Source organism: Trichocoleus sp. DQ-A1 (assembly GCF_039961955.1).
GTDB lineage: Bacteria > Cyanobacteriota > Cyanobacteriia > Cyanobacteriales > FACHB-T130 > FACHB-T130.
Genome location: NZ_JAMPKE010000019.1, coordinates 37684 through 62440 on the forward strand (window position 1 = coordinate 37684; position 24757 = coordinate 62440).

Below are 24757 nucleotides of genomic sequence, written 5' to 3' on the forward strand. Positions count from 1 at the left end.
CCCCCAGCCTGCTATCCAGAATATCCTGCTGAGAGTACGAGGTAATAATGGCGAGAGGGTAAAAGTGTGATGCGTCCCTCTATAGGATTTGAAATTTTGAATTGCCGATTTTGGATGGTACAAGTCTTGCCAGTAGCCACTTTCAGCAATCTATTTTAGGCGATATTAAGGTAAAAGGTTATAGTACAATTTCACAAAAGATGGTACTTCAGAGACACCAATCCCTGCAAAGAGAGTGCATCTGCGCCACAACGCGATCGCTAGAAAAAAGGGCTGCGAGAATTAAAGTACAGCCCCAATAATGTGCTGTCCTCTAGCCGTTCATTTCATATTTACAGAAAATTGCAGTGTTAAGTGGTAGGGGCATAGGCTTTTTCCCTGCCCCATTGCCTGCTGAGTCTTCAAGGATGAGAAATTAAGTATATTTTCATTCTTAAAGTGAGGGAGCAGTTGATTCAAAACTATTGATTTTCTCTCAAGCGCTGAAGGGGTGTCGTTTGGCTAGCAGATGTCGTCATACTGGGGAGCAAAGGCTCTTTGGCAATGTTGTCCAGCCCAACTGCCTTCAAGAGTTGTTCCCACTCAGCAGAATAAGCGGAATTGTTCGGATTGGAGCGGCGCAGCTCTGCCAGAGTAGTTAAGGCATCAAACCACATCCCCGCCTCTGCATAAACATCTGGGCGCTTATTCGGTGTAGCCACCCTCAACTGATTATCAAGCTGCGCGGTTTGTGGAACCCGCTGAATCGAACCTTGTACAAAAACATCGAGCGATCGCTGTTCGGAATCGCAAACCATCGACAAGGACCACTGATAATTCTTACCGACTTCCAAGGGTGGTAATCCAGCATAAGTTGGAAGACTGATGCTGACAATACCCCCCTTCCCCGTAGTCATAAAGGTTGTTGTATAAATCTCTCGATCGTTTTTTTCATCCTTCAGTACAAACTCTAGCGCCAGTGGCGACGCTTGGGCGGGCACTGGAGGGACGTAGAATGAAAAGCTCGGATATGCTGCTACTGTAAGCCCAATATTATTGGCAGGGATCAGCGCGGTGAGCGGCTTGCCTGCCACTGGACAACTTCCAGGACTGCGAGTTCCGCCCCCTTCTCTGCGCCCTGGTGCCCCAACGGTTTTAGGTGGATTATATCCAGCAACTATCCACCGATCGGGCATTCCTTGGGCGAGTAGTGTTGGTGGTGTCCCTATCAGAGTTGAGAAACCCGTGAGCAGTGCCACTTCCATAGAGATAGCTAAGGCTCGTTTTAACCTAGGGGACTTCATCCAGTCCATAGCAGAACTGCTCCAAAGAATTTTGAGTTTTGAATAGATAGGTGCGGTTCAACCAACAAGATTTGATTGTCCCGCCCTAGATTGACTGACTACCCAACCCGTAAATCGTTTTCTTCACGATCCGAACTCGGCTTTCTGCCTTCATCAAGTCGCATTTTGGGGTTGAAAACTCTGAACGAGTGGGTCAAATATTCCTAATTTTTAGCAGATATAACAACCTAAAGACTGGTTGTTTTAGTTTGAGCCAGTTGTTCTTCGACTAGCTGCGCTCTGAACTAGAGGTTCGCTCGCAACCTTGTTCAGTTCAACTGACAGTAACAGCTTTTTCAAGTCAGATGCCAGAGTAGAATCATTAGGATTCAACCGGCGTAGCTCCAGCAGGGTAGCGAGTGTCTCATGCCAAAGGCGAGCTTGTGCATAGAGACCAACGCGCTCTTGTAAAGTGGCTCGCTGGATTTGTCTGACCAAGGCTGAATCGGGTGCGATGCGCTTGATCGCACCCCCGACGACAATATCTTTCTCCCGGTCGTTAGCATCACAAATCACCGAGACGTCCCAATGATATTCCTTGTCCTGCGCCAAGGGTGGTAAATTGGCGGATGGAGGAAGGTTGAGGCTGTAAATGCCAGGTTTTCCTGCGATTGCAAAATTTGCTTTGTAGACTTCTCGGTCGCTTGCATCTCTCAGCACAAATTCCGCTGACCGAGCCGACGTTGTAGACATATACCATGAGAAGGTTGGATACTCTGCAACCGTTAACCCAACATCCAAGGGTCTTAAGGCAGTGAGACCTTGCGTGCAAATGGTGGGATAGCGGGTTGCACCTTGTTCTCTGCCATCAGGGGTGCCTCGCTCTGGCGGCTTGAAGTTTAAAGTATCGGGTAGTAGGCTGCGGCTGAGTGAGGCAGGCTGTGCCTGTGCCTGGGAAGGCACGTTCAGAACCAGTCCGAGCGTTAAGGAAACAGCCAGTGTTGTAATCTGTGAGTAGCGTTTCATCCAAATCATGCTAGAACTGTTTTCTGTTGACACTCCCCAGAACTTAAGCTGTGGGATTTTTACTTCAACGAGTCTACTTAAAAAATTGAAATTGGGTTGAATTTTGCCGAGGGTTTCTCCTTTAGGGAGCGTATCGCAATCGACCCCTAATTTTTGCGGCACTGTAGTTTCTTGTGTAGACCTCATGAATCCGGTCTCTTTCAATTTCCAAACCTTTTCAAGCGGAGTGCCTGAAGATTTTGCCCATCCAGACAGTTGTGGATGGCTCTGCACTCTTACGCTTTTGAAGGTTCTGTTTAACAACCAATCGCTAGATTGATATCGCTTTGGAGCAGCAAGCTCGTCCGATCGCGTGTCCATAATTATATATCAAACTCATGTACGGAAAATTTGTTTTTCTATTCGGACATCGAGTCATGAAGTCTGCCCTTCTGCAAGAATCCCCAGAGGGGGCATCTAAAGGCAATGGGTCGGCTCAATCCTTAGTTGGGTCATTAATTAAAGAAGTCCTAACCGTTGTTAGAGTTCCCGGCTGACACAGACAAATAAGATCGTACTCAAGTTCGTATAAAGCAGTTGTCTTGGTTGCATTTTTGGTAACTTGGGCTAAGACTAGGGTCAAACCAATTTGAGAGTGGCGATCGCTATTCTAGATTGACTAAATCCTCATAATCCCAAATCCCAACTTTCAAACCCCTCTGCCTCCCTGGGTATCCACTTCTACATAAACTTCACTGAGATTTGAGATGATTCCTGATTCAGCGGCTCTACTACTCAAAGAAAATCCTTGGCATCGGACAATTAGACCGATTGCATCTGCTGCCATACATGGCATTGCTACTCAGAAAGATACACTTATCGCCATTGACGCCACTAACGGGTATCTGCTGCAAATCGATCCGAAGAGTGACAACACTACTATACTCAATGCCAATCATCTGCCAGATTTTCTGGGCGTGACTGGGTTAGCTCTTTGGGAAGATACTCTCTGGTGTACCCAGGAAAATGGTGTTTTCTTTTGTCCAAACGCCATTAATGGCATCTCTACCACTGATTTGACGCCTCAGTCTTTTGTCACCTTGCCCTACCCAGCCAATGGGGTTGCTGTTTGGGAATCAACTGTTTACGTGACTTCCCAGAAGGCGGGATATATTCTTGTTCTTAGTCGTGAGACAGGTCAAGAAATTACCCGATTTTATGCCCCTGGAGTAGGGGTAGAAAATATCACAGTCAAGGGTGAGGAACTCTGGGTTTCCGATAGCATTGAGCAAACAGTTTACTGCCTTGACCGAGCTACGGGTGAGATCAAATTCAGCGTACTGACGCCTTTTGAATGCCCGACAGGGTTAGCTTTTTACACAGATCCTCAAACGGGGAAAGATATTCTCTACGTAGCTTATGCAGGTGAGGAGCCTTACCTGCGCGATAACCCGAACGCCGACCCGAATTACGAATTACAGTACCGCGATCGCACGTTTATTCACCCGTTGTATTTTTACTACAACGAGGCTGAACGCTACGCTCTCTCAAATGGTTATCTGATGGAAATTTCCTACGTCGAGGAACTTTCCCCCCTCGACGAGGTGGATTTAGAAAATGTGGAGTGGCGAATTGCTCTACCCTCGGAGACTCATCGACAGAAGATCAGAAAAATTGAAGCCGTCGGATTGCCTTTCACGGAAGAAATTCAAGACGGACAGCGGGTGGCTGTATTTAAATTTAACAGCCTCAAAACTGGCGATCGCTATATATTTGGCTGGAAAGCCCTGATAGAAGTCTGGAGCATCAAATATCGCCTGACGCCCAGAGATGCCGAAAAACTTCCCGACCTCCCGCCTGAGTTACGCAGCAAATATCTGACGGATGATGATGATTTGGCAATGGAGACCGATATCATCCTCAAGGCCGCCAAGGAAGCGATTGGCAGCGAAACGAATATGCTGCGGAAAATTTTCAAAATTCGCAACTATGTCTATGACCGTCTTTCCTACGGGATTAAGCCCTACATTGACCCGCCAGATGTCGCCTTAGAAAGGGGTGTTGGTTCCTGCGGTGAGTACCTGGGGGTTTTACTTGCCCTGGCGCGGCTGAATGGCATTGCCTGCCGCACGGTAGGTCGCTACAAGTGCCCTCCCCATCCTGAATTGATGAATTTGCCCCTGCAACCTGATTTTAATCATGTCTGGATGGAGTTCTACCTGCCTGGATTTGGCTGGTTGCCGATGGAATCCAATCCGGATGATGTGGTCGAAAAAGGCCCCTATCCATCGCGGTTTTTCATGGGTTTAGCTTGGTATCACGCTGAGATGGGCAAAGGTATTACCTTTGAAAGGTTGATGAGTCATGGGGAAAGAGTCAATAAGCAGGACGTTTCCATTGGAGAATTATCCCTAAATCATGTGAGATTTACGATTTTGGAGGAACTAGCACCGTCCTCATAAGGGTGAATAAAGTCAGAAGGGTGGGCACTGTCCACCCTTTTTCACTGGGTACTCATTGCTAATTGTCCGCTATTCCCTAGGAGGTCGCTGCTTAAACTGTCACAAACTGTTCTCCGTTTTTACCAGAAAGCAGCAGTTTAGGGAAAATGGTATCTATCGCCTATTAAAGTAATTGGAAATCGCTTAACGATCGCTAATTTAAGACTTTCACAGTAGGTCAATATTTTAACTGTCACAAAATTCAAAAAAAATCCGGATTGCTTTTCGATACTAAATTTGTCCTAGAAGTATCAATCTTTATCAAAAATCTAAGCTTTTGAATATCAGAATGCTGTTACAAAGATACTTGATAGAAGATTGAATAGGTAATTAATAATCAAGGTCAAAGCAATAAGGAAGAACTGAATCTATGAATAATTCTAGCATTAAGGAGCGGTCGGTCGATCTAGCTGGAAATCAATATCCCCATCCGCATTATTTACAAACGCGATCGCGCATTAATTATCTGATTGAGCGCTATCTAGCGTTGGAGATTCTCCAGCAGAACCTGTCAGACTTACCGAGACAGTTTAAAAATCCTCATCAGCGCCGCTGGGAAACGATTGATTGGCAAGCAATTACTTCTAATCAAATTATCGGTGTCGCTCCCGAATTATTTATTGCAACAGTTGCAAATGCGGTGGAGATTGAAACGCCGATTCGCGCTTATGCGATGGAAAGCTGGAATTATTTGCAAGCAGCCCACTTTCCAATGGCACGATTTGTGGGCGGTACCTTTGCAGGGGATGGCTCGGTGATAGAAGTAGGAATATGGGAGAAAGAAGAACGGCAACACCGCCCCACTTTTAGCAAAATCTATCAACAATTAACAGGTGAAAAAATCCAAGCCTATCCGAACTCAGTAAAAGGCTATGAAGCGAGTGGAAATCTGCGAGAAGATGTTTATAAACACGCGATCGCCCGGATCGCAACCGAGTGGGGAGCAACGTCTGTATATCTCTGGTTAATGGCTCATTCGACGGGGGCATTGCAACAAGCGATCGCGCAACCCATGCAAGACGAAATCAATCACCTAGTAAAGTTCTGGGGGATTAGCCGTTGGGCGTTTGGAGATTCCTATCTCACCCGCTTGCAGGGCACCACTAAAAATTTAATGGGTATTCTCAAACATCACCAGGGCGAACGCCCGAAAGGGAACGATGTCTTGCAAATTGGCTATGCCTTGTACGCAGTGGAATTAGTTTTCACATTTGCCCGACTCATGGTGCAGCTGCGTCAGTGGAACCAAACGCTTACGTCTGATTATCTCGAAGAGTTATTTGGGCTGCCGCCACAACAATTAGCTGCTAGCTGATAGCTGTTAGCTGATAGTCTGGACTGAGTAGGGGGGCGCTGCCCACTCTACTCATTTGATTATTTGAATAGCTGAAGATGAATGTAATTCCAGCGATTGATTTGCTAGAAGGTCGGTGCGTACGGTTATATCAGGGAGACTACGCGCGATCGCAAGTTTTTGATAACAACCCCGCTAATATTGCTAAACAGTGGGTAGAACAGGGGGCAACCCGGTTGCATATCGTAGACCTCGACGGTGCTAAGGCGGGTCAACTGGTCAACCGGCAGGCAATCGAGGCGATTTTACAGGCAGTGCCGGGAGAAATCCAAGTAGGGGGCGGCTTGCGCGACAAAAGCTCAGTCTCTCAGCTGCTAAACATGGGTGTGAAGCAGGTAATCTTGGGAACCATAGCCGTAGAACAACCCCAGTTGGTCGAAGAACTTTGCCAGGAATTTCCAGGGCAAATTATCGTAGGAATTGACGCCCGGAATGGACAGGTTGCCACAAGAGGCTGGTTAGAAACGTCTGAAGTTGCGGCAATCGACTTGGCTAAGCAAATGCAACAATTAGGGGTTGCTGCCATTATCTACACCGATATTCATCGAGATGGCACGCTTTCTGGCCCTAATTTAGAGGCATTAAGAGAACTCGCCAACGCTATTTCCATCCCCATTATTGCCTCTGGCGGTGTTAGTTCGATTACTGACTTGTTGAGTTTACTAACACTCGAACCTTTGGGAGTTAGCGGTGTGATTGTGGGTCGTGCCCTCTATACAGGTGATGTTTCGCTCAAAGCAGCCCTGCAAGCGATAGGGTCGGGACGTATTCAAGATGTCCCGCCAGATTTGGGCTTTTCCACTTTTGCTTGACACTTCAACGAGCTAAAGACGCGCAACTGCGCGTCTCTACATTTCCTTCTTTTTATCCCCAAAACTAGAGGTTTAGTTAATTAGCCTATAATAAGCCCGGAGGTTGGGTTGAGGCACGAAAACTAACATCTAGTAAGTTTAGCGAGTAATTGGGTGAATCATAGTGAAACCCAACCAACAAATTACTTTTTCTGTTTAAGCTTTTTATGCTTAAGTAAGTGCCATTCGCTAATTTTTACACTCCTTCCGGCTGGGGAAGATTTACGGGCAGCTCGATACAGAATTCCGTTCCTTCTCCCGGTGCTGACTGACACTTCAAGACGCCGCCGTGTTTTTCTACAACAACCTGGTAGCTGATTGACAACCCCAAGCCAGTACCTTGACCGACTGGTTTAGTAGTAAAGAAAGGGTCAAATATATGTTGCTGCACTTCCGATGGAATGCCAGGGCCATTATCAGTAATCTGAATGACCACCTTATTGTCATTTGCCAGTTCGGTGCGAATCCGGATAGTAGGAATGTCAGTTGTTTTTCTACTGGCAACTGACCATTCACCATTAATGATTGACTCTTCTAGGGCATCAATCGCATTACTCAGAATATTCATAAATACCTGATTGATTTGCCCAGCATAGCAATCGACACGAGGCAGGTTGTCATACTCTTTAACTATCTGGATCTCGGTGCGTCCTGCTTTCGGCTTCAAGCGATGTTGTAACAAAAGTAAAGTGTTATCAATTCCATTGTGAAGATCGAAAGGCTCTCTTGCCGCTTTATCTAGACGAGAGAAGTTCCTCAAGCTCAGCACAATTTGTCGAATACGTTCAGCTCCCACTTGCATTGAATTCATCAGTTTTGGAAGGTCTTCACTGAGGAAATCTATGTCCAGTGCTTCTGCTGCTTCTTGAATGGCGGGTGTCGGTTGTGGATATTCCTGCTGGTAGAGGTGAACGAGATGCAGCAGGTCTTGAGTATACTCCGTCGCGTAGGGAAGATTACCGTAGATAAAAGAAACCGGGTTGTTAATTTCGTGAGCAACACCGGCGACTAACTGCCCCAAACTGGACATTTTTTCTGTTTGTACCAGTTGACTTTGAGTTTGTTGCAGTTCGTATAAGGCTTGTTCTAACTGAGCTGCTTTGTCTCTCAGTTGCGCTTCCGATTGAATTAAAGCTGTCTCAGCCAGTTTGCGATCGGTAATATCACGAGAGTTCACAACAATGCGAACCCCTGGTGCATCCATTACCAGATTGCTGTGGGTTGCTTCGATATAACGCCACGAGCCATCTTTGTGCTGAAATCGGAACTCAATGGATAAAGCAGTTGTTGAATTTTCGAGGACGCCTTGAAAATCGTTTTTGACTAAAGAAACATCCTCTGGGTGAACAAGGTCAAAGGTATTTTTGCCAATTAATTCTTTTTGCTTGTATCCTAAAATGCCCTCAATGGCAGGACTTGCGTATTTGATGGTCCCGTCAGCTTCCAAGATTGTGATCAAATTGGAGCTGTTTTGCAGTAGCGATCGCCATTTCCCTTCGTTTTGCGCCCACACCACTGCTTCCCTCTTGCGTTCCTCTTCTACACCGATCGCCGCAGCCATGATCCCGATCAGCTTCTTATCAGATTCTGTGGGAACAAACTGGTTCTGATAGACCACGCAAAGCGAGCCGATATATTCACCCGCGCATCTAACTGCTTGTCCAACGTAGGTTTGCAGTTGGTAAGGAATAACCCAAGGATCTCTGTGTGCGTAGGGGGTGTTGGGTAAATCCTGAACGACATAGGGCTGGTTGCTTCCCTGCTGAATCACGTCATAACAGAGATGTCCGTCCGGATCGCCTACATTTGGGAACTCCGACGGCGTTTGCCATTGACCCCAAGACCACAGTAAGCCTTGATGCAGTCGATTGTAGACTGCCCAAGCACCGCCTAGTAATTCCCCTGCGGATGCCGTGATGCGGTTAATATTCTCATCTGGGTCGGAACCAAGACCCGAAAAACATTCATTGATTTTTGAAAATTGTTCGCTTGCCTTTTGGTTGGTGATTTCACTCAGCGTGCAGACGACTTGCTCGACGCAACCGTCTGGATCTAACTGCGGTTCGGTGTTAACAGATATCCAAATGCGATCGCGCTTTGTCGGTCTATAAACCCCTAGCACCAGGTTTCGCAGCGATTGTCGGGTCGAAAGCAGCAACAATGCTTGCTTTGCCCGGACTGGTGCCGTGTGGAGTTTCATCTGAAATGGCGTTCCATTCTCCTGGATGACGTGCCAAGCGGGATCGAGCGGCGTTTGATCCAGCATCTGGTCTGCTGTTAAATCCAGCAAGTCCAGTGTCGCCTGATTCGTAAAGCGTATTTCCCCCTGCGCTCCCATCACCAAGACGCCAACTGCTAGTTCGCTCAGAAGTGCCTGAGGGAGGGTATCCATCCTGGGCGCTGATTGGGCAGCGCCTTGCTGATTCGCTTGTAAACTTCGCATAGCTTTCAATCAAGGCACTGGCTGAGTACCTGGAGTTTTTATTATGGCAATCTTTGTTAACTCGTTCAGCCGTTGGACTGGATACACCCTTTTGTCTCTACTCTGGTATAGCCTTTCTAGCTGTGGAGCTGCATACACCCTGAGTCGTAACTTTCAGACTATTTTATTTAAGTCTTTGAAGCCACCAGATTAACAAGTTTGTCTACAAATAGATAGATGCTTATTTTTTCTAAAAGTTACACTCTAATCACTGTAGCTAAGGGTTTTGAGTTTGTATTGGTATCAGTTTTAACAAGTAATGAGAATTTCTGGCCTAAAAGGAGTTATTTCCCCAAAACTCGGTTAAAAAATCGAATACGATATTTAGATTTCTGTATATATTTTTAAATATTTAAATAATACTTGTCTTTTCTTAATGTCCAAAAAGCTAAATTGTTGCTAGTTGTTCTCTGGAATTAACCACAAGGACTATTCCTAAGGATTAATCGGTTATTCGCCAGTCAGTATTCGTTATTTTTTACACGCAAACATACTGAAAGTTTTGACCTAATCAAAAATTAAAGTAAAAGGAAAAAGCAGTTTTTATACCTATTTTTTGAATTGCAAAAGACAGCTTAATGATAAATGTTCGTCTAATTGCAAAAAAAACGATGGGGCAGTGCTTCGGGTACTGCCCCATCGATTGATTCTGTAGCTGGTTGAGCAAAGGAAAAGTAGCCGCGTGCTTTGTGCAACAGCCGCGTTTTGTGGTAGAGAGAATCAGCGAGAAGCTTGGTGGAGTAACTTTGCTAGCAGCAGGAGTTGCTCTTTATTAAACACTTGAGCCAAAACCTTTGCCGCCGCCCTAGGTTCTACAGGCACGGCGATTTGTTTGATGGATGTCGGAGTGGGTTTTGACTCCGTTGGGCTGGGTGCCCCTTCCCCAACTGCCACTTTTGCCGGCGGAATTGGGGCGGTAGTTGCTTCAGGGGAAGCTGCCAACAGCCGCAAACTGGCACTCGGCGCGATCGCGTCAGTTTTTCCGTGTGGCAACAGATCGCTAGCCTGCTTGAGTTCCTTAATTACAATCGGTGCCAAGGTGGCATAAGTATTTTTGGGATTAGCGATCGCTCGATTTGCAGTTCTTACCAGCACTTGCCAGGTTTTTATTTCAGCACTCATCTGCACGAGACGACTGCACAAAGCGCAAAGTTGTTGACGATTTGCGGGTGTTTCTGCTTGTTTAAACAGCGGCAACATTTGTTTTAGCACCCCAGTCACCTGAGCAGAAATATCTGGAGTTGACGTTTTGCTCGCTTCTGGCGCACTTCCTGCCGCCCCAAGCAGGCGGTTAAGGTGTGCCTGTAACTTAACAAAATTAGGTTCTGCTGCTTGCACGATTTTCTCGCCTTCCTCTTCTCGGAGACCAAATGGCCCCTGAAGCTGGTCAACTAAGTGCTTAAGGGTGTCATACCCTTCTAAAAACATGGACTCCAGATCGTTATCGATATTGACTGGATGTTCCTTGAGGAGCTTGAAACAATCCTCAAACCGATGGGAAACTTTTTGAATACTGTTAAAGCCCAGCATCGCTGCCCCTCCCTTGACAGAATGGGCGGCGCGGAACATTTCATTAATCCTTTCTTGATCTGCCATTACGCCTCGCAAATCCAGTAGCCCTTTTTCCAGGGTTTCGAGGTGTTCTTTTGCCTCCTCGATGAAAAAGCCTAAAATCTTTCCCGACTCCACGGCAGCATTCCTCAAAACAACAATTTTGTGTAGTCACCTGGTTATGGGGGAGTCGTTCCTGGCAGTGGATTTTTCCACTAGGCACTGTTTACCCCTGTTCCTGTCGGCACGCCTCAGGTTGAAGCGCAGCTAAGTTTGATATACGTTGGAGACTGTTCCTAAAATAGCCGAAACCACCAATTTAAAGCTTGGTAGCAATACTTAAATTAGCAAGTGCTAATTTTGCCATTGCGTGAAAGTATTTTATAACTAAGCTTCAAAAAGCTGAAAGGCGAACCAGTGGCTTCTAAAACAAACAACACTTCACAGTTACCTGTTGACGGGCGAAGTCACCGGGTTCGATTGTCGCCTTCCTTGTGTTTTCCAGAGAATACCAGTGCATGGAGGGCGAACCCGTAACCTCTGGCGAAGCCGATAGCGGCGCGGATTCGCTTAGTCGTGCGCTGTCTGGGCTATAGGACGCATAGAAACGTAGAAAAAAATAGAGTTTCCAAATCAGTTACGAATGCGAAGGGCTGAATGCAAGTACGATTTTCTCTGTCTCAGTCCTCAGTCCTCAGCCCTCAGCCCTCAGTCCTCAGCCCTCAGCCCTCAGTCCTCAGTCCTCAGCCCTCAGTCCTCAGTCTTTACCCCTTACTCCTCTTACCAAGGATTGCCAATCATCGTGAAAGCTGCCCAGTAGTAAGGATGCGTTAGCTGCGTGTCGCCCCGGTTGGCGAGTTCGGGTGGCAGCTTGATGTTTCCTGTGGGGAGGCGCAGTTCGCCCGCCTCCAAGCGTACCTGCCCCTTGAGCATTGCTATCTGCGCTTGCCGTAAAGCTTCTGACTTGCTCGGGGCTTTCTTCAATTGGGCATAGAAATCCGCCATCAATCCTTGAGTTCCCTCGTCGCTGACATACCATAAACTGGCTACAACTGATTTCACCCCTGCCAGCACTGCTATGCCCCCAAAGCCTAACTCTGCTTGTTCATCTCCCAGTGCGGTGCGACAGGCACTCAGTACCAACAATTCCACTGGCGGGTCATTCCAGCCCAATTGGCGCAGCTGGTTGAGTCGTAGCTTGGTATCCCATAACTGAATGTAGGAGTTTTCGATTTTCCCAGGTTTAAATTCGCCATGCGTCGCCAGGTGGATAATTCCATAAGGCTGTTGCTGACGCTGTGCCTTGAGATTTCCTAGCGTAAATTTCTCGTTGAGGAAAGATTTCCCCGACCACAGCGTCGGAGTGATGATAGATAATTCAATCGGCACGGCTGGTAAGGAATTCAGTTCGGTAAACTTTGACGCGCCCATTGCCAAAACTTGAGTGTTTTTGATATTCACGTAGCGGGTATCGGTGAGGCTGAGACTGGGCATCATGCCGATGCTGTAGTTTTCCACCAGGAACTGTTGACCATTGTGGAGGGCAGCCATTGGCAGCGATCGCAAACCTGTATCCATCAGAAATACTAGGTTTTGGATACCTCTAGCTTGTAAATCGGCTTCTAAAGGTGCCACCATCCACTGATAAAGTTCCTGAGATGGTGCCAGGTAGCCATTGGGTTTTTTAAGGTTAGTAACTTCGCTGCGGAATTGTTTAGCGACTGTGAGAACTTCTTCGCGTGTTGTCCCCTGCACCCGTTTGCGAATTGGTTGACCCTTGGCAGTGATGACAACTAATTCGAGTTGGTCGTTGTCTTGGGCGGGGGGACTGGTAGCGGGAGTAGCGGCGGGTTGCGGGGATGCTTGGCTGAGGGCAAAGCCTTGGGGATTAAACTGCCAAAGGATGTCTGATTCTGGCGGTGTTGCAGGTAATAGAGTCTTATCAGTAGCTGAAGGAGGTGCCGCCGTGGCAGGAACAAAAGTGATGTAGATAAGTGCCGGTTTTACCCCAGTCGATTTTTCAATGTTTTGAAGAATATCGCGGGCTTCGGTGAGGGTTCTAATTGGAGTGTCCGCACTTCCACTAAAATATTGCTCAAACTGGCGCGTGAACGGTTCGTCTAGGTCAGCGAACAAGGTGTCAACTTCCGCGAGAGCCGAACTGGCAGACACCGACAATTGGGGCGTTAGCGTTTCCTGTGGAGGCTTGATTTCCTCTGGCAGGGGACTCGGTGAGGACGGTGTATCAGGTTGATCGGCTTGATCGGCAGTAATGAGCTGAATCTTGCCCTGAGTATAGCTGCCGGGGAAAGATCCTGAAGCAATTGTATTGCCTGACCCAGTTGTCAAGACTCCGGCTGTGCCGTTCTTACTAGCGTTGCTGACAACGAAGGGAACGTTTTTGGAACCGCCTCCGTGGCGCAGGATGATGGAACCTTCACTAGCACCCCCAGCGGCAGAAATACTTGCTTTTTGCCCATTTTGGTCAGTGAAGGTGCCCGTAGCTCGAAACAGACTTTCGGTGGTAATGTCAACGATGCCCCCTTTGCCTCCCGTTCCGCCTTGGGCATTAATGAAGCTAACTTGAATGTCGTTTTCGGGGTCAAGGGTGACATTACCAGCATCTCCGAAGCTAGCGCTGGAATTAATTCCCAGCGTTGTAATGCTGTCAATGGCAGATACAAAGATATTCCCGCCTTTCGTGGTGCCTGAGGCAGTTAAATTTCCGGTTTTTATCGCGGCTGTTTGGCTGATGAGGGTAATATTTCCGCCAACCCCATTATCAGAATGAGAGTCGATGTTAGCAGTGGTAAGGTTGTTTTTAGCAGTAAGAGCGATCGCGCCCCCATTTCCCGTCGTCTTGCTAGTATTGAGCGAACCTGTACTGATGCTATTGTTCGCTGTTATTTTAATCCCGGTAGCCGTAATATCTTTTGCGATGACATTGTTGCCGCTATTTACTGTCAGATTATCTAGAAAATAACCATTTCCTCCCACTGCATCCTGGAAAGTGACATCACTGCTGACACTGATAGTTAGGTCGGTGGCATTGCCGCTATTAGCGAGGATACCGCCAAAGGTAATCGAGCCAGCGCTACTACTGAGTTCTATCGGGTTTTGACCGACGAGGTAAACATCGCCGCCATAGTTTTGAATTCCACTGGTGGTGACATTCCCGCCGATGACGCTACTCCCCTGTATCGTCACGCTGGCTGCATTGACGCTGCCATCCAAGCTAGTGAAGCCACTGGTGTTAGCAGTTAAGGCTCCGATGGAAGTGCTGTTGCCCACTGCATCAGCGATTTTAAGGCTGCCGGTACCGGCAGTTAAAGTAAGGTTTTGCCCCCCTGTGCCCGTTCCATTTGTCTTACCACCGAGATTAATATCACCACCCCCTTGAGCGCCGGTACTGAGGGTGATGTCTTTAGCCAGAAGCGTATCGCCTTTGATAGTAATGTTTTGCTCGGCGGTCGTGATATCTGCGTTGAGGGTGGTTAATCCAGCATTGAGGGTAATGGAGGCGTCCCCCGTGCCTGTAATGGCTCCATTAACTGCCACTGAGCCAGAGGGTGCTTGAACGGTAAGAGGAGCTTTGAAGGTGACACCCGCACTGTCGATTGTAATGGCACCACTGCCGTCAAGGCGTCCAATTGTAATAGAGCTAAAGCCATCTTGCAATTGTCCCAACTTTGCGGCGGTCAGATTCAAACTATCGGTTACAGGAGTCGCATTCCCAACCTGAATATTTTTCGATGCCGTTGCGGGTGCCAGTCCAATCTGGTATCCCGCACCACTGACTGCCCCATTAAAGTTAATCTCGTCTGCGGTTATGGTTGCATTGTTACTCAACGTCACAGGGGTATTGAAACTAAGGGTGCTGCCGCTGGTTGTGGTAACGTTGCCGTTCAGGGTGAGATTGGAGGCACTATTGACGCTCAAATTTCCAATAGGTGTAATATTGCCGACAGCGTTCCCAAATGTAATGTTACCCGTGTCTGCATTCAGCGTCAGATTTTGACCGCCTGCACCCGTGCCATTGACCGTTCCGGTGATTTCGATGTTACCGTCCCCATAACCAGAACCATAACCATAACCAGTACCACCGATTGTGGTGAATGTGGCGTTGTTACTGAGCAAGACATCGCCAGTGAGGGTGATAGCAGATCCGGAACCATAAGCACCGCCAGAGGAATTGAGATCGCCTCCAATTGCGATTTTGCCACCTGCACTCGTTATCAGGTCAATATTTCCACCATTAAAAAAAGTAGAACTGGCGTTGAGGAAGCCTGTAGTAATGTTGCCAGTAGCATCAATGTTGATATTCCCGCCTTGGGTGGTAATGGTAGTAGCGCTACTGTTGAAAGTGTTGCTCAGGCTACTGAAGTCACCGCCGTCAGTATCAATCAGACCATTAATTGTTACATTGTTTGCTCTAGTTCCCGCACCCCCTTGACCTCGAAGCACGACATTTAGGGCGTAGCCATTACCGCCGATAGAGCCATTGAGGATAATGTCATTGGCTGCCTCAAGAGTAAGAGTGACAGGACCACCAAAAAAATACCCACCGCCAATCGCTGCATCAGCATTCTGCGTAATATTGCCTACCTGGGTGCCATAAGGATTATTCGTGGAGATGATTACGCTACTGCCAAAGTTGAGGGCGTTATTGATTGCGCCATTACTAACCGTAGAATTGTCGGCATTCGCAGTGAAATTTGGCGAAAAACTGTCTAAGCTACCATAGCCATAACCGCCGCCATTGATGATAGTGATATTCGAGGGATCGAGCAACCAAGTGCCGGGAAGACCTTTAGGGGCGCTGGCATCCGCAGCTTTGGTGACATCCAGGTAAACTTTACCAGAAGTTTCGATAAACCCGCCGTTACCGCCTTGTGCGCCGCCACGGGCACTAATGGTGCCATAGGTACGAGTGGCTTGATCTGACCAGACAATGACTTTACCGCCATTGCCATTAGTAATGGCATCGGCATTGAGTGTCACATCTGCGCCGACAAAGGTGAAAGCAGCATTGGGTACGCTACCTTTCCCCAGATAATCTCCGCCAATCAATACTTGACCGCCGCCTGCATCTCCGGAGGCATTCACACTGGCGTTCTCGACTAAACCAACTTGATTACCTAGTACAGCTACTGCGCCGCCAATACCAACTTGAGTGTTAGAGGTATCCAGCTTCCCGGAGACAATTGCAGTTCCCGGTTCTGTGGGAATGGTAATACCCGATCCGCTTAGCACCACTTGTCCCGCACTGTTGACGGTCATTTTGGTGGCATTGGCGACACCTCCACCGGAGAGTAATTGCGGCAGTGAGGGAGGATTTGATAACTGGGCATTAAAGCTGGAAGGTAAGACGGATGGCTGAATTTCTAAACTCAGCACGTTTCCCGCTTGCGAAATCTGTACCGTCTTCTTGCCCGGTACGGCGGCTACGGTGATATTACCTGCTGGTGCTTTGAGTTCTCCGGTGTTGACGACAGTTCCGCCGATAAGAGTGAGATTTTTTCCCTCTCCCACCGTTAAATTCCCAGCGTTGATAATGCTACCCGGCTGGGATGTGGTAATGGCAAAGAGATTGGGCGTGCCTACCAAGTTGGCGTAGTTATTCGGATCAAAGGCATTGAACCAATTGTCACCAATCCCTATTCCTGTGGCGGTGGTGGCGGTGAAGCTTCCTGGTACGTTCAAAGTGGCACCCGAACCAAACACAATGCCAGCAGGGTTCATCAAGTATAAGTTGGTGGAGTTGCTGCCGGAAACTTGGATAAGTCCGTTAATAATAGAAGGGTTGCCACTCGTGACGCGACCCAAAATATTGTGGATAGATGGGTTAGAAAGAAAGTTGGCAATTTGATTTTGTTCTAAGCCAAATTCGTTGAAGCTGTGGAAGAGATTTCCTCCATCGGCTGAAAGTTTTCCACCAGTAATATTGAATTGATTGCCAGAGGTGGTGACATTGGTGTTGGTGCCGTCAGGTGCGGTGGTAATTGATTGTGCTTGGGCAAAAGTTGGAGAAAGGCTACAGGTGAGGGCGAGAAGGCAAGAGGCGATGTTTTTAGCAATCGGTAATCGAGAATTAGTAATTGAGAATTGGTAATCGAGGATTGATTGCTTTTTGCGAACTAATAGGACTTTAGAGTTGAAAGGGAAATGGCTGAGGATGTGCAGTTTTACAGAGAAGCGATCGCTTAATCCTCTCCTTTGGAGTGCCCGCGCGATCGCTTTGCAGGCGTTTTTCGCCTGTTGCTTGGTATAGGTGTGCGAGTCACTCGCCTGATGGCAACGATAGTAATAAAGTGGCTTGTTGATATGCCGCACTTCGGCAACTTCTGACAGCTTCAGGCACAGATCGTAGTCTTCAACGTAGTCGAAGGACTCTTCGATTCCCCCCACTTGGTCGAAGAAACTGCGACGCATCAACCGGAAGTGAAAGGTCATAAAATCGAGCAAAAGCCGCTCTTTTGAGTAGGGAATGCGACAGCGCTTCCCGTAGTCGATGACTTTGCCGCTTTGGTCGATGTCGATGTAGTCGGTGTAGACAAAACCTACCTCCGGGTTCGCCTCCAGCACGGTTGCTGTCTCTTGCACTGCTGTGGGGGCAAGCAAATCGTCACTATCTACCAAACCGATGTAGGTGCTGGTAGTCTGCGCGATCGCTGCTTGCAAGGCGCTGACTCGTCCTTGATGTTCTGCCGCAACTACCCGAACTCTGCGATCGCGGGCTTCGTATTCACGGGCAATTTCTACAGTTCTATCTGTAGAACCGTCATCCCACACCAGTAGCTCAAAGTCTTGCCTAGTCTGCGCCAGAATACTTTCAATTGTGGCAGCAAGATAAAGTTCCCGGTTGTATGCCGTGATGACTAGGGAAATGGGTACGAACATGGGAAGACTCCGGAGGTGTTAACTCTCGTTGCCGAAAGTCATGCGAGTGCTAACTAAATTATTTTCTTTTCTAGAATACTCCTATGGATAGTTGCATTGGTGAACTTCTTTATACAATTCCTCCTAGAGATTTGCCTCACATCATGCTCCGGGCGGGCGGTTGAAACCGTACAGCGACAGCAAGCACACAAACGAAACCTGCCGGGAGCAGGTTACATTTGTATCGATCGATCGCTGAAACTCTAAAAATCTACGCCACGCTTCAAGTCCACCCCTCTGTCAGCGTAATGCTTATGGCAAATCATCTCTGAATGGACGCTGGCAAGGTCAAAATACGCCGGACGATTTAGACAGCGCCCCGTGATAATCACTTCCGTGTCGCGGGGTTTGCGTAGCAGTGCGTCTACGATTGGTTGTTGATCCAGCAGTTCTAAGTCAACTGTGGGATTGAGTTCGTCCAAGATAATTGTCTTATAAAGCCCAGACGCGATCGCTGCCCTAGCAATTTCCCAACCGCGTTCAGCTTCCACATAGTCTAGTTCTTGCTGTTGTCCGCGCCAGACAATCGCATCTTGTCCGCAGCGCTGATGATCGACTAAGTTTGGGTAACTTTGTTGCAAAGCTGCGATCGCGGCATCCTCAGTATATCCAGTCCCACCTTTGAGCCACTGCATAATCAGCACTCGGTGCGACTGATCCTGACTAATCCCGCGCCCAATCGCCTGCAATGCTTTACCCAATGCGCTAGTAGACTTGCCTTTACCAGCACCCGTGTAGATTTCTATCCCCTGTAAAGGCAGGTAAACCCCGTCCCTACCTTCGGTAATCGGGTGGTGCGGCTTCATCTCAGAGTGCAAATCCGCAATTTCTAGCAGTTGTTGGGGGGCAGCCCGACCTGTAACAATTACTTCCAACTCCTGCGGTTTATGCTTGAGCGTCCGAACCACTTCCTCCACTGGCAACAAACCCAAGTCCAGTAACGGGTTCAGTTCGTCCAGAACTAGGACAGAATAGAGGTCAGATGCGATCGCGCCTTTTGCCACATCCCAACCGCGCTGCGCCTCCTGTCGGTCAAAGCGCGTTATTTCCTCCGCACCAAAAAATTCTGACCGCCCTGTGCGAACTTGGTCAATCAAGTGAGGGAAGCCCTGTTGCAAGGCAGCGATCGCCCCATCTTCATCGTAGGAGCGTCCCGGTCCTTTGAGAAACCGCAACAGCAGCACTCTCGTTGCTAAATCAGTATTAATTCCCAGCCCAATTGAGCGTAACACCACGCCCAGCGCTGCCTGGGACTTTCCCTTCCCCGCCCCATCGTAAACATGAATCTGACCGACGAGACGCTCAGAACGCACTTGAGCCGTGCGAATGCCGATCCCCATTCTACTCATAATTCTCATGAATCTTAGCTGTCACAAACTGTTAACAATAGCAGCTTAGAAGGGTAAAGTGAAAAGAATCAAGAGTAGCCGTTCCAAAAAAGCTAAAGTTGAGACTAGAAATAGGTAGTAGGGGGTAGGGAGTCAATTGTCCATCATTCAGTTATCAGTTCTTTTTTCTCTTCTACTGAGTTATTTCTCGCGCTAAACTACCCACCCCTCTACTTAATTTAGGAGTATTCCAAATATGCTTTCTTTACATAAAAGTTTTCTTGATATTCCCAAATCCGCAGGATAATAGAAGTAAAGAGCAAGCTGCCATTAACAACATCAAAATTTACGTCCAAACTTAATTGAATAGGTGTTAGAGAGACAACCTTATGCTTGCAAATGTTTTCCCGCTTCAAACGATTTTATTTCAATTTTTATTGCTGTTGGTTGGAATTGCGATTGAATCATTCATTTTATACCGACAATTAAATCTTAGTCAAAGAAGAAGCATTGACTATGCCATTTCGATTAATTTATTTTCAACAATTTTGGGTTGGATAGTTTTCTTTTACGTACATCCTTGGCTTCCCCGGTCGCTGAAATCTCAGTTAATCAGTTATATCTTTTTTGATCGATTCTTTCCATTTGCTCAGTCGTCCAATATTGTAACAGAACTAATCTTAAGTGGCTTTGTTGTCTTCTTTGCCACCTTTATCGTTAAACTAAAAGGATTAGAACTTTTACAAATGTTACTGGAAACACCGTCTTATGGGGAAAGACAAAACCAAGAAAAGTTTAACCTACAAGATTTTCGACTTCTTACTTTTAATTCCAACCCTCTTTTAACTAATACTATTTTTCAGGCTAATATCTACAGTTTTGGGGGATTCGTATTGCTTCTATTTATTCGGACTCAATTTAGTTAAATACAAACATTTTTTGAGTTAATAATCTTTTAATAGATGAATTTAAATTTTAGTTGCGACCAATTTATCAAGTTAGGCTTAACTTAATAAAGACTTACAAAGAATATGGCATCGATTCTTGATTTTTTTATTTTCAAATACTTAATTAATACTTTTAAAGTATTATGGAAATCCCTAGCTCCTTCCCGTGCTTATTCTTGGAAAACGTTTATTTATCTCAGTTTCTTTTCTTGGGTGATGTCATTTTTTGCAACTGACTTAGTACATGATATTATCACTCATTGCGGTTGGTTATTTTTAATTATTGGAGTGAGCTGGGCTACAACAGAGAATCCAATAAAAATTTGGGGTATTCCGATTGGTCCTTGGATTACGGGTGCCTTAATCTGTATGTTTTTATTTGGCGATTGGACTGGGAGTATCCCACCGATCGCTTTAATAGTTTGGCCTACGCTTTCATCAGTGATTGCTGTGTTTCCAACCTTTTTTGATGAAAGATTTAGATTAAAAGTACCGGCGCTGCAATTTCGTCAAAAAAGTGTTATTTTGATTGGCAGCAATATGGTAATTAGCTGCTGGATTCAATTTTATTTTATTAGTCAAGATTGGTTAGAACAATATCCTACCTTGCTGTCGGATCATTTTGGGAAAACCACGATGGTATCCCAATCAGCATCTCAATCAACAAGGACTCTTAGAGGTACGGTTATTTTAGAATTTATGGAACCCTTGATCGTACAAGAATTAGAAAATAAACCTTGGTCGGAAGTGGAGCGATGGCTGCTAGAACCACAACCGCGTATAGAAGCAATTCGGGCAGAAGCCGCAAAAAAAATTCCGCTTGTGGAAGAAGATTTTTGGTGGCGTTATACCTATAATATTGGTTCGGTTAACTCAGGATACAATTTACAATTACGCGCAATTTGGCAAGGTCCTCGTTCGCAAACCGAAGCATATTATGTTGAAAAAAACTGTCAAATTACTCAAAGTTATCAACCAATAGTAACTGGAGCAAGGACGACGCCTAGCCAGACAGCAGCACAAAATATTGCGGTTGCACAAGTCAATTGTCAGCCTATCAGCGAACTAAAAAGCTATGAATGATGAAGACTCTCTCTAAAAGTTATCAATAGAGCTAGGAAGTGGCTGCTCGTGGAAGATAGTTGATCGCATAAAGAATTAACTATTAGTAACAAAAAAGTTATTTTGTATTTGTGCAAAGGATAAAATATAAATCGTTGAGAGAAATCATCAATGATGATTTAGAAGGACGATGAGTTTAAGCACAGTAAAATCGAGGAAAATAAATGTGTTTCGGGCAGCAATCGAGAGTTTAAAGAGAATTTGGGCGATCGCAGTGAATGGGTTTCGGGAAGTCATCCGCGATCGCGTTCTCTATATCATCGGTTTGTTTGCGCTGTTAATGGTGGTGGCGTGGCGACTGTTGCCAGAAGTGGCAGCAACAACAGAAGATAAAATTCTTAAAGATGTTGGATTAGCAGCAATGGATGTACTGGGAACCATTGTTGCTGTATTTGTCGGGACTGGATTGATTAACAAAGAAATCGAAAAGCGCACTGTCTTAGTGTTAATTCCCAAACCGCTCAGTCGCGCCGAATTTATTATTGGCAAACATCTGGGGCTATCAGCCGTTTTAGGCGTCTCGATCGCTGCTATGACGGCAATTTATCTTGGCATCCTCAGTTTAAGTAAGATTTCTTACCCGCTAGGTAGCATTCTGATTTCGGCGCTGTACTTGTTTTTTAAGCTATCTTTACTGACTGCTGTCGCGTTGATGTTTGGCGTCTTTACAAGTTCGCTGTTAGCGACCTTGTTTACATTTGCAGTGTATTTGATGGGACATTCCAGCCGAGATTTAGTAGAGCTGGGAAAATTAAGTCGGAATGTAGACATCGAACGGATCGTAAATGCTTTATATGTGGTACTGCCAGATTTATCTCGGCTAGACCTCAAAAATCAGGCGGTTTATGGTCTTTTGCCTTCTTCCTCGGCGCTTTTAACCGATGCTTTGTATGGTTTGGTGTATACCGTCCTCCTCTTAGCGATCGCTATCATAATTTTTTCGCGACGTGAGTTTTGAGCTGCCTCGCGATACAAACTAGCTAGAAGAAGCGCGAAAGTAAAAGAAGCAAACCCGTCCCTAATCCTTCGTCCGTTACTCCTTGTTTCCAGCTCGTACTTCGCCTCGTGATGCCACAACTGCAACAAGCTCCGTCCCCAGATGCCCTCCGCCTCTTGATCGTGATAGCTTCAAGGGCGGATGTCGGGCTGATTACAAATCCACTGCGGGAAGCAGATATTGATTTTACTTACGAAATTGCCGCTACATCTGCCGCTTGTCGAGAACAATTGCAGCAAAACACCTACGATGCAGTGTTGTCAGTGCAGCGGAGCGGGGATGCTAGCTCAATGACAGATAGGAAGGCTGGGAGGCAGGGAAAACTAGAAAATTCCCCTTCTCACCCCCTCACAGATGCCCCAAGCTCCTTAGAAGCATTGGAGTTAGTCCAACAATCCGGGCAGTTTATTCCTTTGATAGCGATCGCGCCGGAAGCTGAAATCGCCGATGCTGGCTCAGAACAGATGAAACATCTGCCAGAGATTTTGATGCGATCGCTCCACGAATTTGAACAACACCGAATCGAGCGCGATCGCATTGTCAAAATTCAGCAGCAAGCTCAGCGAGAGGCAATTATCAACCGCATTGTGCAAGCAATGCGAGAAACGCTGGTTCTGGAGGAAGTGCTGCAAACCACCGTCAATTTGCTGCACGAAGCGCTCAACCTCAGTCGGTGTCTAATTTTTCTGCCCGATCCCAATCAACAAATGCAGGCTTGCCTTGCTAGCGAATCTACCCCTCAAAGGCAGAGCCTGATTGGCGTCTATTGCGGCTTCTACTCCTATTACCATTCCTCCCTTGCTCAAGGTGAGCCGCTGATATTCAACCAAATTGACGACCGCATCCCACTCAAACTGCAAGAATTAGCCAGAGAGTATGAAGTTTGCTCCATGCTGACGATGCCGATGTTGTATCAGCAATCCTTAGTGGGGGGGATTAGCCTGCATCAATGTGTTAGCGAACGGCAATGGACAGAAGATGAAATCGCTTTGGTAAGTGCGATCGCGAATCAATGCGCGATCGCCATCCACCAAGCGCAGCTGTTCGCTCAAGTTCAACAACAAGCAACGCGGGAGCGATTGTTAAATAATATCTGTCAGAGCTTAAATTCCAGCCTCGATCCACAATATATTTTGCAGGAAATTGTGAATCTAACTGGAGAGTTCTTCGGCGTTGAGCGAGTCGCTATCTTTGCCTTAGAACCAGAGGAAATTAAGATTCTCAAAGAATGGCGAGTCAGCGAACAAGTGGTTTCCGTCTTGAACCTCAAATTTCCTAGATCGGAAAACCCCGATGTATTAGCTCCTTCCTCTAACTATTCGGTTCATCAAGTTTTTCATGCCCCCAAAATTGCAGACATCCCCTCTTCTCCCAACCGCGAAGAGCAAATTCGGCAGCTACAAATCCTGTCTATGGTAAGAGTGCCAATTTTTATTCGCGGTCAGATTTTTGGTGGCATTTCGTTACAATCCACGACCCGTTACCGAACTTTCACCGAAGACGAAATTCACCTTCTCGAAAGAATTGCTGACCAAGTGGCGATCGCGCTTTACAATGCCCAAAGCTATGAAGCAAGCGAGCAACTTGTCAAAGAACGTACCCAACAATTAGAGCAAGAAAAACAACTCTCAGAAGCCGCGAATCGTGCCAAAAGCGAATTTATCGCTACGATGAGCCACGAACTGCGAACCCCTCTAACTAGCATTTTGGGGCTTTCTCGCTTGCTAGTCGATCAAATCGTGGGACCGCTCAATGACAAACAGCAAGAATACCTCACTTCCATTACATCCGGTGGCGAACATTTATTGGAATTGATTAACGACCTTTTAGATTTATCCATGATTGATGCCGGTCGAGAAGAATTCAGCCTAGAAATCCTGTTAGTGGAGGAAGTTTGTCAGGCGTCCGTTTCCGCCGTGCGCGAACAGGCGCAAAAGAAAGGATTGCAATTAATTGTAGATATTGCCCCAGACATCGCCACCTGCCTAGGCGACCATCACCGCTTGAGGCAGATTTTAGTCAACCTGCTCTCTAATGCGGTGAAATTTACACACTTTGGCTCAGTTACGCTAAAAGTGGAAAAAACCGCAGACACTATCTTATTTTCAGTGATTGACACCGGAATTGGCATCGCCAAAGCCAATCATGCCACCCTCTTTGAACCGTTCCTACAGATAGATAGTGGTTTAAATCGTCAATATGAAGGAACGGGTCTCGGCTTAGCTTTATCCCGCAAACTGGCATTCCTTCATGGCGGCAATATCACCGTAGATTCAGAACTGGGACAAGGCAGCTGCTTTACTTTACACTTACCGATCCAGCCACCAGACGAATTGAATCAACCCTAAAATTCGTTACGATCTGGAGAGTGCTGAGGACTTAGGACTGAGGACTGAGGGAAGGATGAAAAACTTCTCC

At 46.7% G+C, this 24757-nt stretch carries 15 protein-coding genes; 9 read left to right on the forward strand and 6 right to left on the reverse strand.

The window, feature by feature from the left end; translation table 11 throughout:
- Window positions 1–461: 461 nt before the first annotated feature.
- Window positions 462–1292, reverse strand: coding sequence for a DUF928 domain-containing protein (locus NDI33_RS17840; protein ID WP_190673320.1), 831 nt, complete (start codon window positions 1290–1292; stop codon window positions 462–464).
- Window positions 1293–1526: 234 nt separating this feature from the next.
- Window positions 1527–2474 carry a DUF928 domain-containing protein gene (locus NDI33_RS17845; RefSeq protein WP_190413274.1) on the reverse strand — a complete coding sequence of 316 codons (948 nt, stop codon included), beginning with the start codon at window positions 2472–2474 and terminating at the stop codon, window positions 1527–1529.
- A 560-nt stretch (window positions 2475–3034) separates the two neighbouring features.
- On the opposite strand from NDI33_RS17845, the gene NDI33_RS17850 reads away from it, so the two are divergent.
- The 3 genes from NDI33_RS17850 to hisA all read left to right on the forward strand — a co-directional run bounded on the left by NDI33_RS17850 (window position 3035) and on the right by hisA (window position 6934).
- On the forward strand, window positions 3035–4729 hold the full coding sequence (locus NDI33_RS17850) for a transglutaminase domain-containing protein (protein WP_190673323.1): 1695 nt from the start codon (window positions 3035–3037) through the stop codon (window positions 4727–4729).
- 409 nt (window positions 4730–5138) lie between these two features.
- On the forward strand, window positions 5139–6083 hold the full coding sequence (locus tag NDI33_RS17855) for a hypothetical protein (RefSeq protein WP_190673326.1): 945 nt from the start codon (window positions 5139–5141) through the stop codon (window positions 6081–6083).
- A gap of 77 nt (window positions 6084–6160) precedes the next feature.
- Complete coding sequence (gene hisA, locus NDI33_RS17860; protein ID WP_190432201.1) at window positions 6161–6934, forward strand: 1-(5-phosphoribosyl)-5-[(5-phosphoribosylamino)methylideneamino]imidazole-4-carboxamide isomerase; 774 nt, start codon at window positions 6161–6163, stop codon at window positions 6932–6934.
- 235 nt (window positions 6935–7169) lie between these two features.
- Here the strand turns inward: hisA and NDI33_RS17865 are convergent, their stop codons facing one another.
- Window positions 7170–9416, reverse strand: coding sequence for a PAS domain S-box protein (locus NDI33_RS17865; protein ID WP_190673329.1), 2247 nt, complete (start codon window positions 9414–9416; stop codon window positions 7170–7172).
- Between the two features lie 43 nt (window positions 9417–9459).
- Between NDI33_RS17865 and NDI33_RS17870 the strand changes: the two genes are divergently transcribed.
- Window positions 9460–9609, forward strand: a complete 150-nt coding sequence (locus NDI33_RS17870) for a hypothetical protein (RefSeq protein ID WP_190413262.1) — start codon at window positions 9460–9462, stop codon at window positions 9607–9609.
- 566 nt (window positions 9610–10175) lie between these two features.
- Here the strand turns inward: NDI33_RS17870 and NDI33_RS17875 are convergent.
- Entirely contained in the window at window positions 10176–11144 is a 969-nt protein-coding gene (locus NDI33_RS17875; protein WP_190673332.1) for an Hpt domain-containing protein, read from the reverse strand.
- A gap of 505 nt (window positions 11145–11649) precedes the next feature.
- Between NDI33_RS17875 and NDI33_RS17880 the strand changes: the two genes are divergently transcribed.
- Window positions 11650–11826, forward strand: coding sequence for a hypothetical protein (locus NDI33_RS17880; RefSeq protein ID WP_190673335.1), 177 nt, complete (start codon window positions 11650–11652; stop codon window positions 11824–11826).
- On the opposite strand, the gene NDI33_RS17885 is transcribed toward NDI33_RS17880, so the two are convergent.
- Window positions 11787–17906: a CHAT domain-containing protein gene (locus tag NDI33_RS17885; RefSeq protein WP_190673338.1), complete on the reverse strand. Its 6120-nt coding sequence runs from the start codon at window positions 17904–17906 to the stop codon at window positions 11787–11789. The two genes, NDI33_RS17880 and NDI33_RS17885, sit on opposite strands and share 40 nt — an antisense overlap.
- Window positions 17907–18148: 242 nt before the next feature.
- Entirely contained in the window at window positions 18149–19294 is a 1146-nt protein-coding gene (locus tag NDI33_RS17890; RefSeq protein WP_190673341.1) for a cob(I)yrinic acid a,c-diamide adenosyltransferase, read from the reverse strand.
- Between the two features lie 368 nt (window positions 19295–19662).
- Between NDI33_RS17890 and fraC the strand changes: the two genes are divergently transcribed.
- The 4 genes from fraC (at window position 19663) to NDI33_RS17910 (ending at window position 24687) form a co-directional block, all read left to right on the forward strand.
- Window positions 19663–20199, forward strand: a complete 537-nt coding sequence (gene fraC / locus NDI33_RS17895; RefSeq protein ID WP_190673344.1) for a filament integrity protein FraC — start codon at window positions 19663–19665, stop codon at window positions 20197–20199.
- 105 nt (window positions 20200–20304) lie between these two features.
- Window positions 20305–21303, forward strand: coding sequence for a DUF5357 family protein (locus NDI33_RS17900; RefSeq protein ID WP_190673347.1), 999 nt, complete (start codon window positions 20305–20307; stop codon window positions 21301–21303).
- A 205-nt stretch (window positions 21304–21508) separates the two neighbouring features.
- Window positions 21509–22300 (forward strand): ABC transporter permease, encoded by a 792-nt coding sequence (locus NDI33_RS17905; protein ID WP_347275854.1) that lies wholly within the window; start codon window positions 21509–21511, stop codon window positions 22298–22300.
- Window positions 22301–22410: 110 nt separating this feature from the next.
- Window positions 22411–24687, forward strand: a complete 2277-nt coding sequence (locus NDI33_RS17910) for a GAF domain-containing protein (RefSeq protein WP_190673350.1) — start codon at window positions 22411–22413, stop codon at window positions 24685–24687.
- Window positions 24688–24757 lie beyond the last annotated feature (70 nt).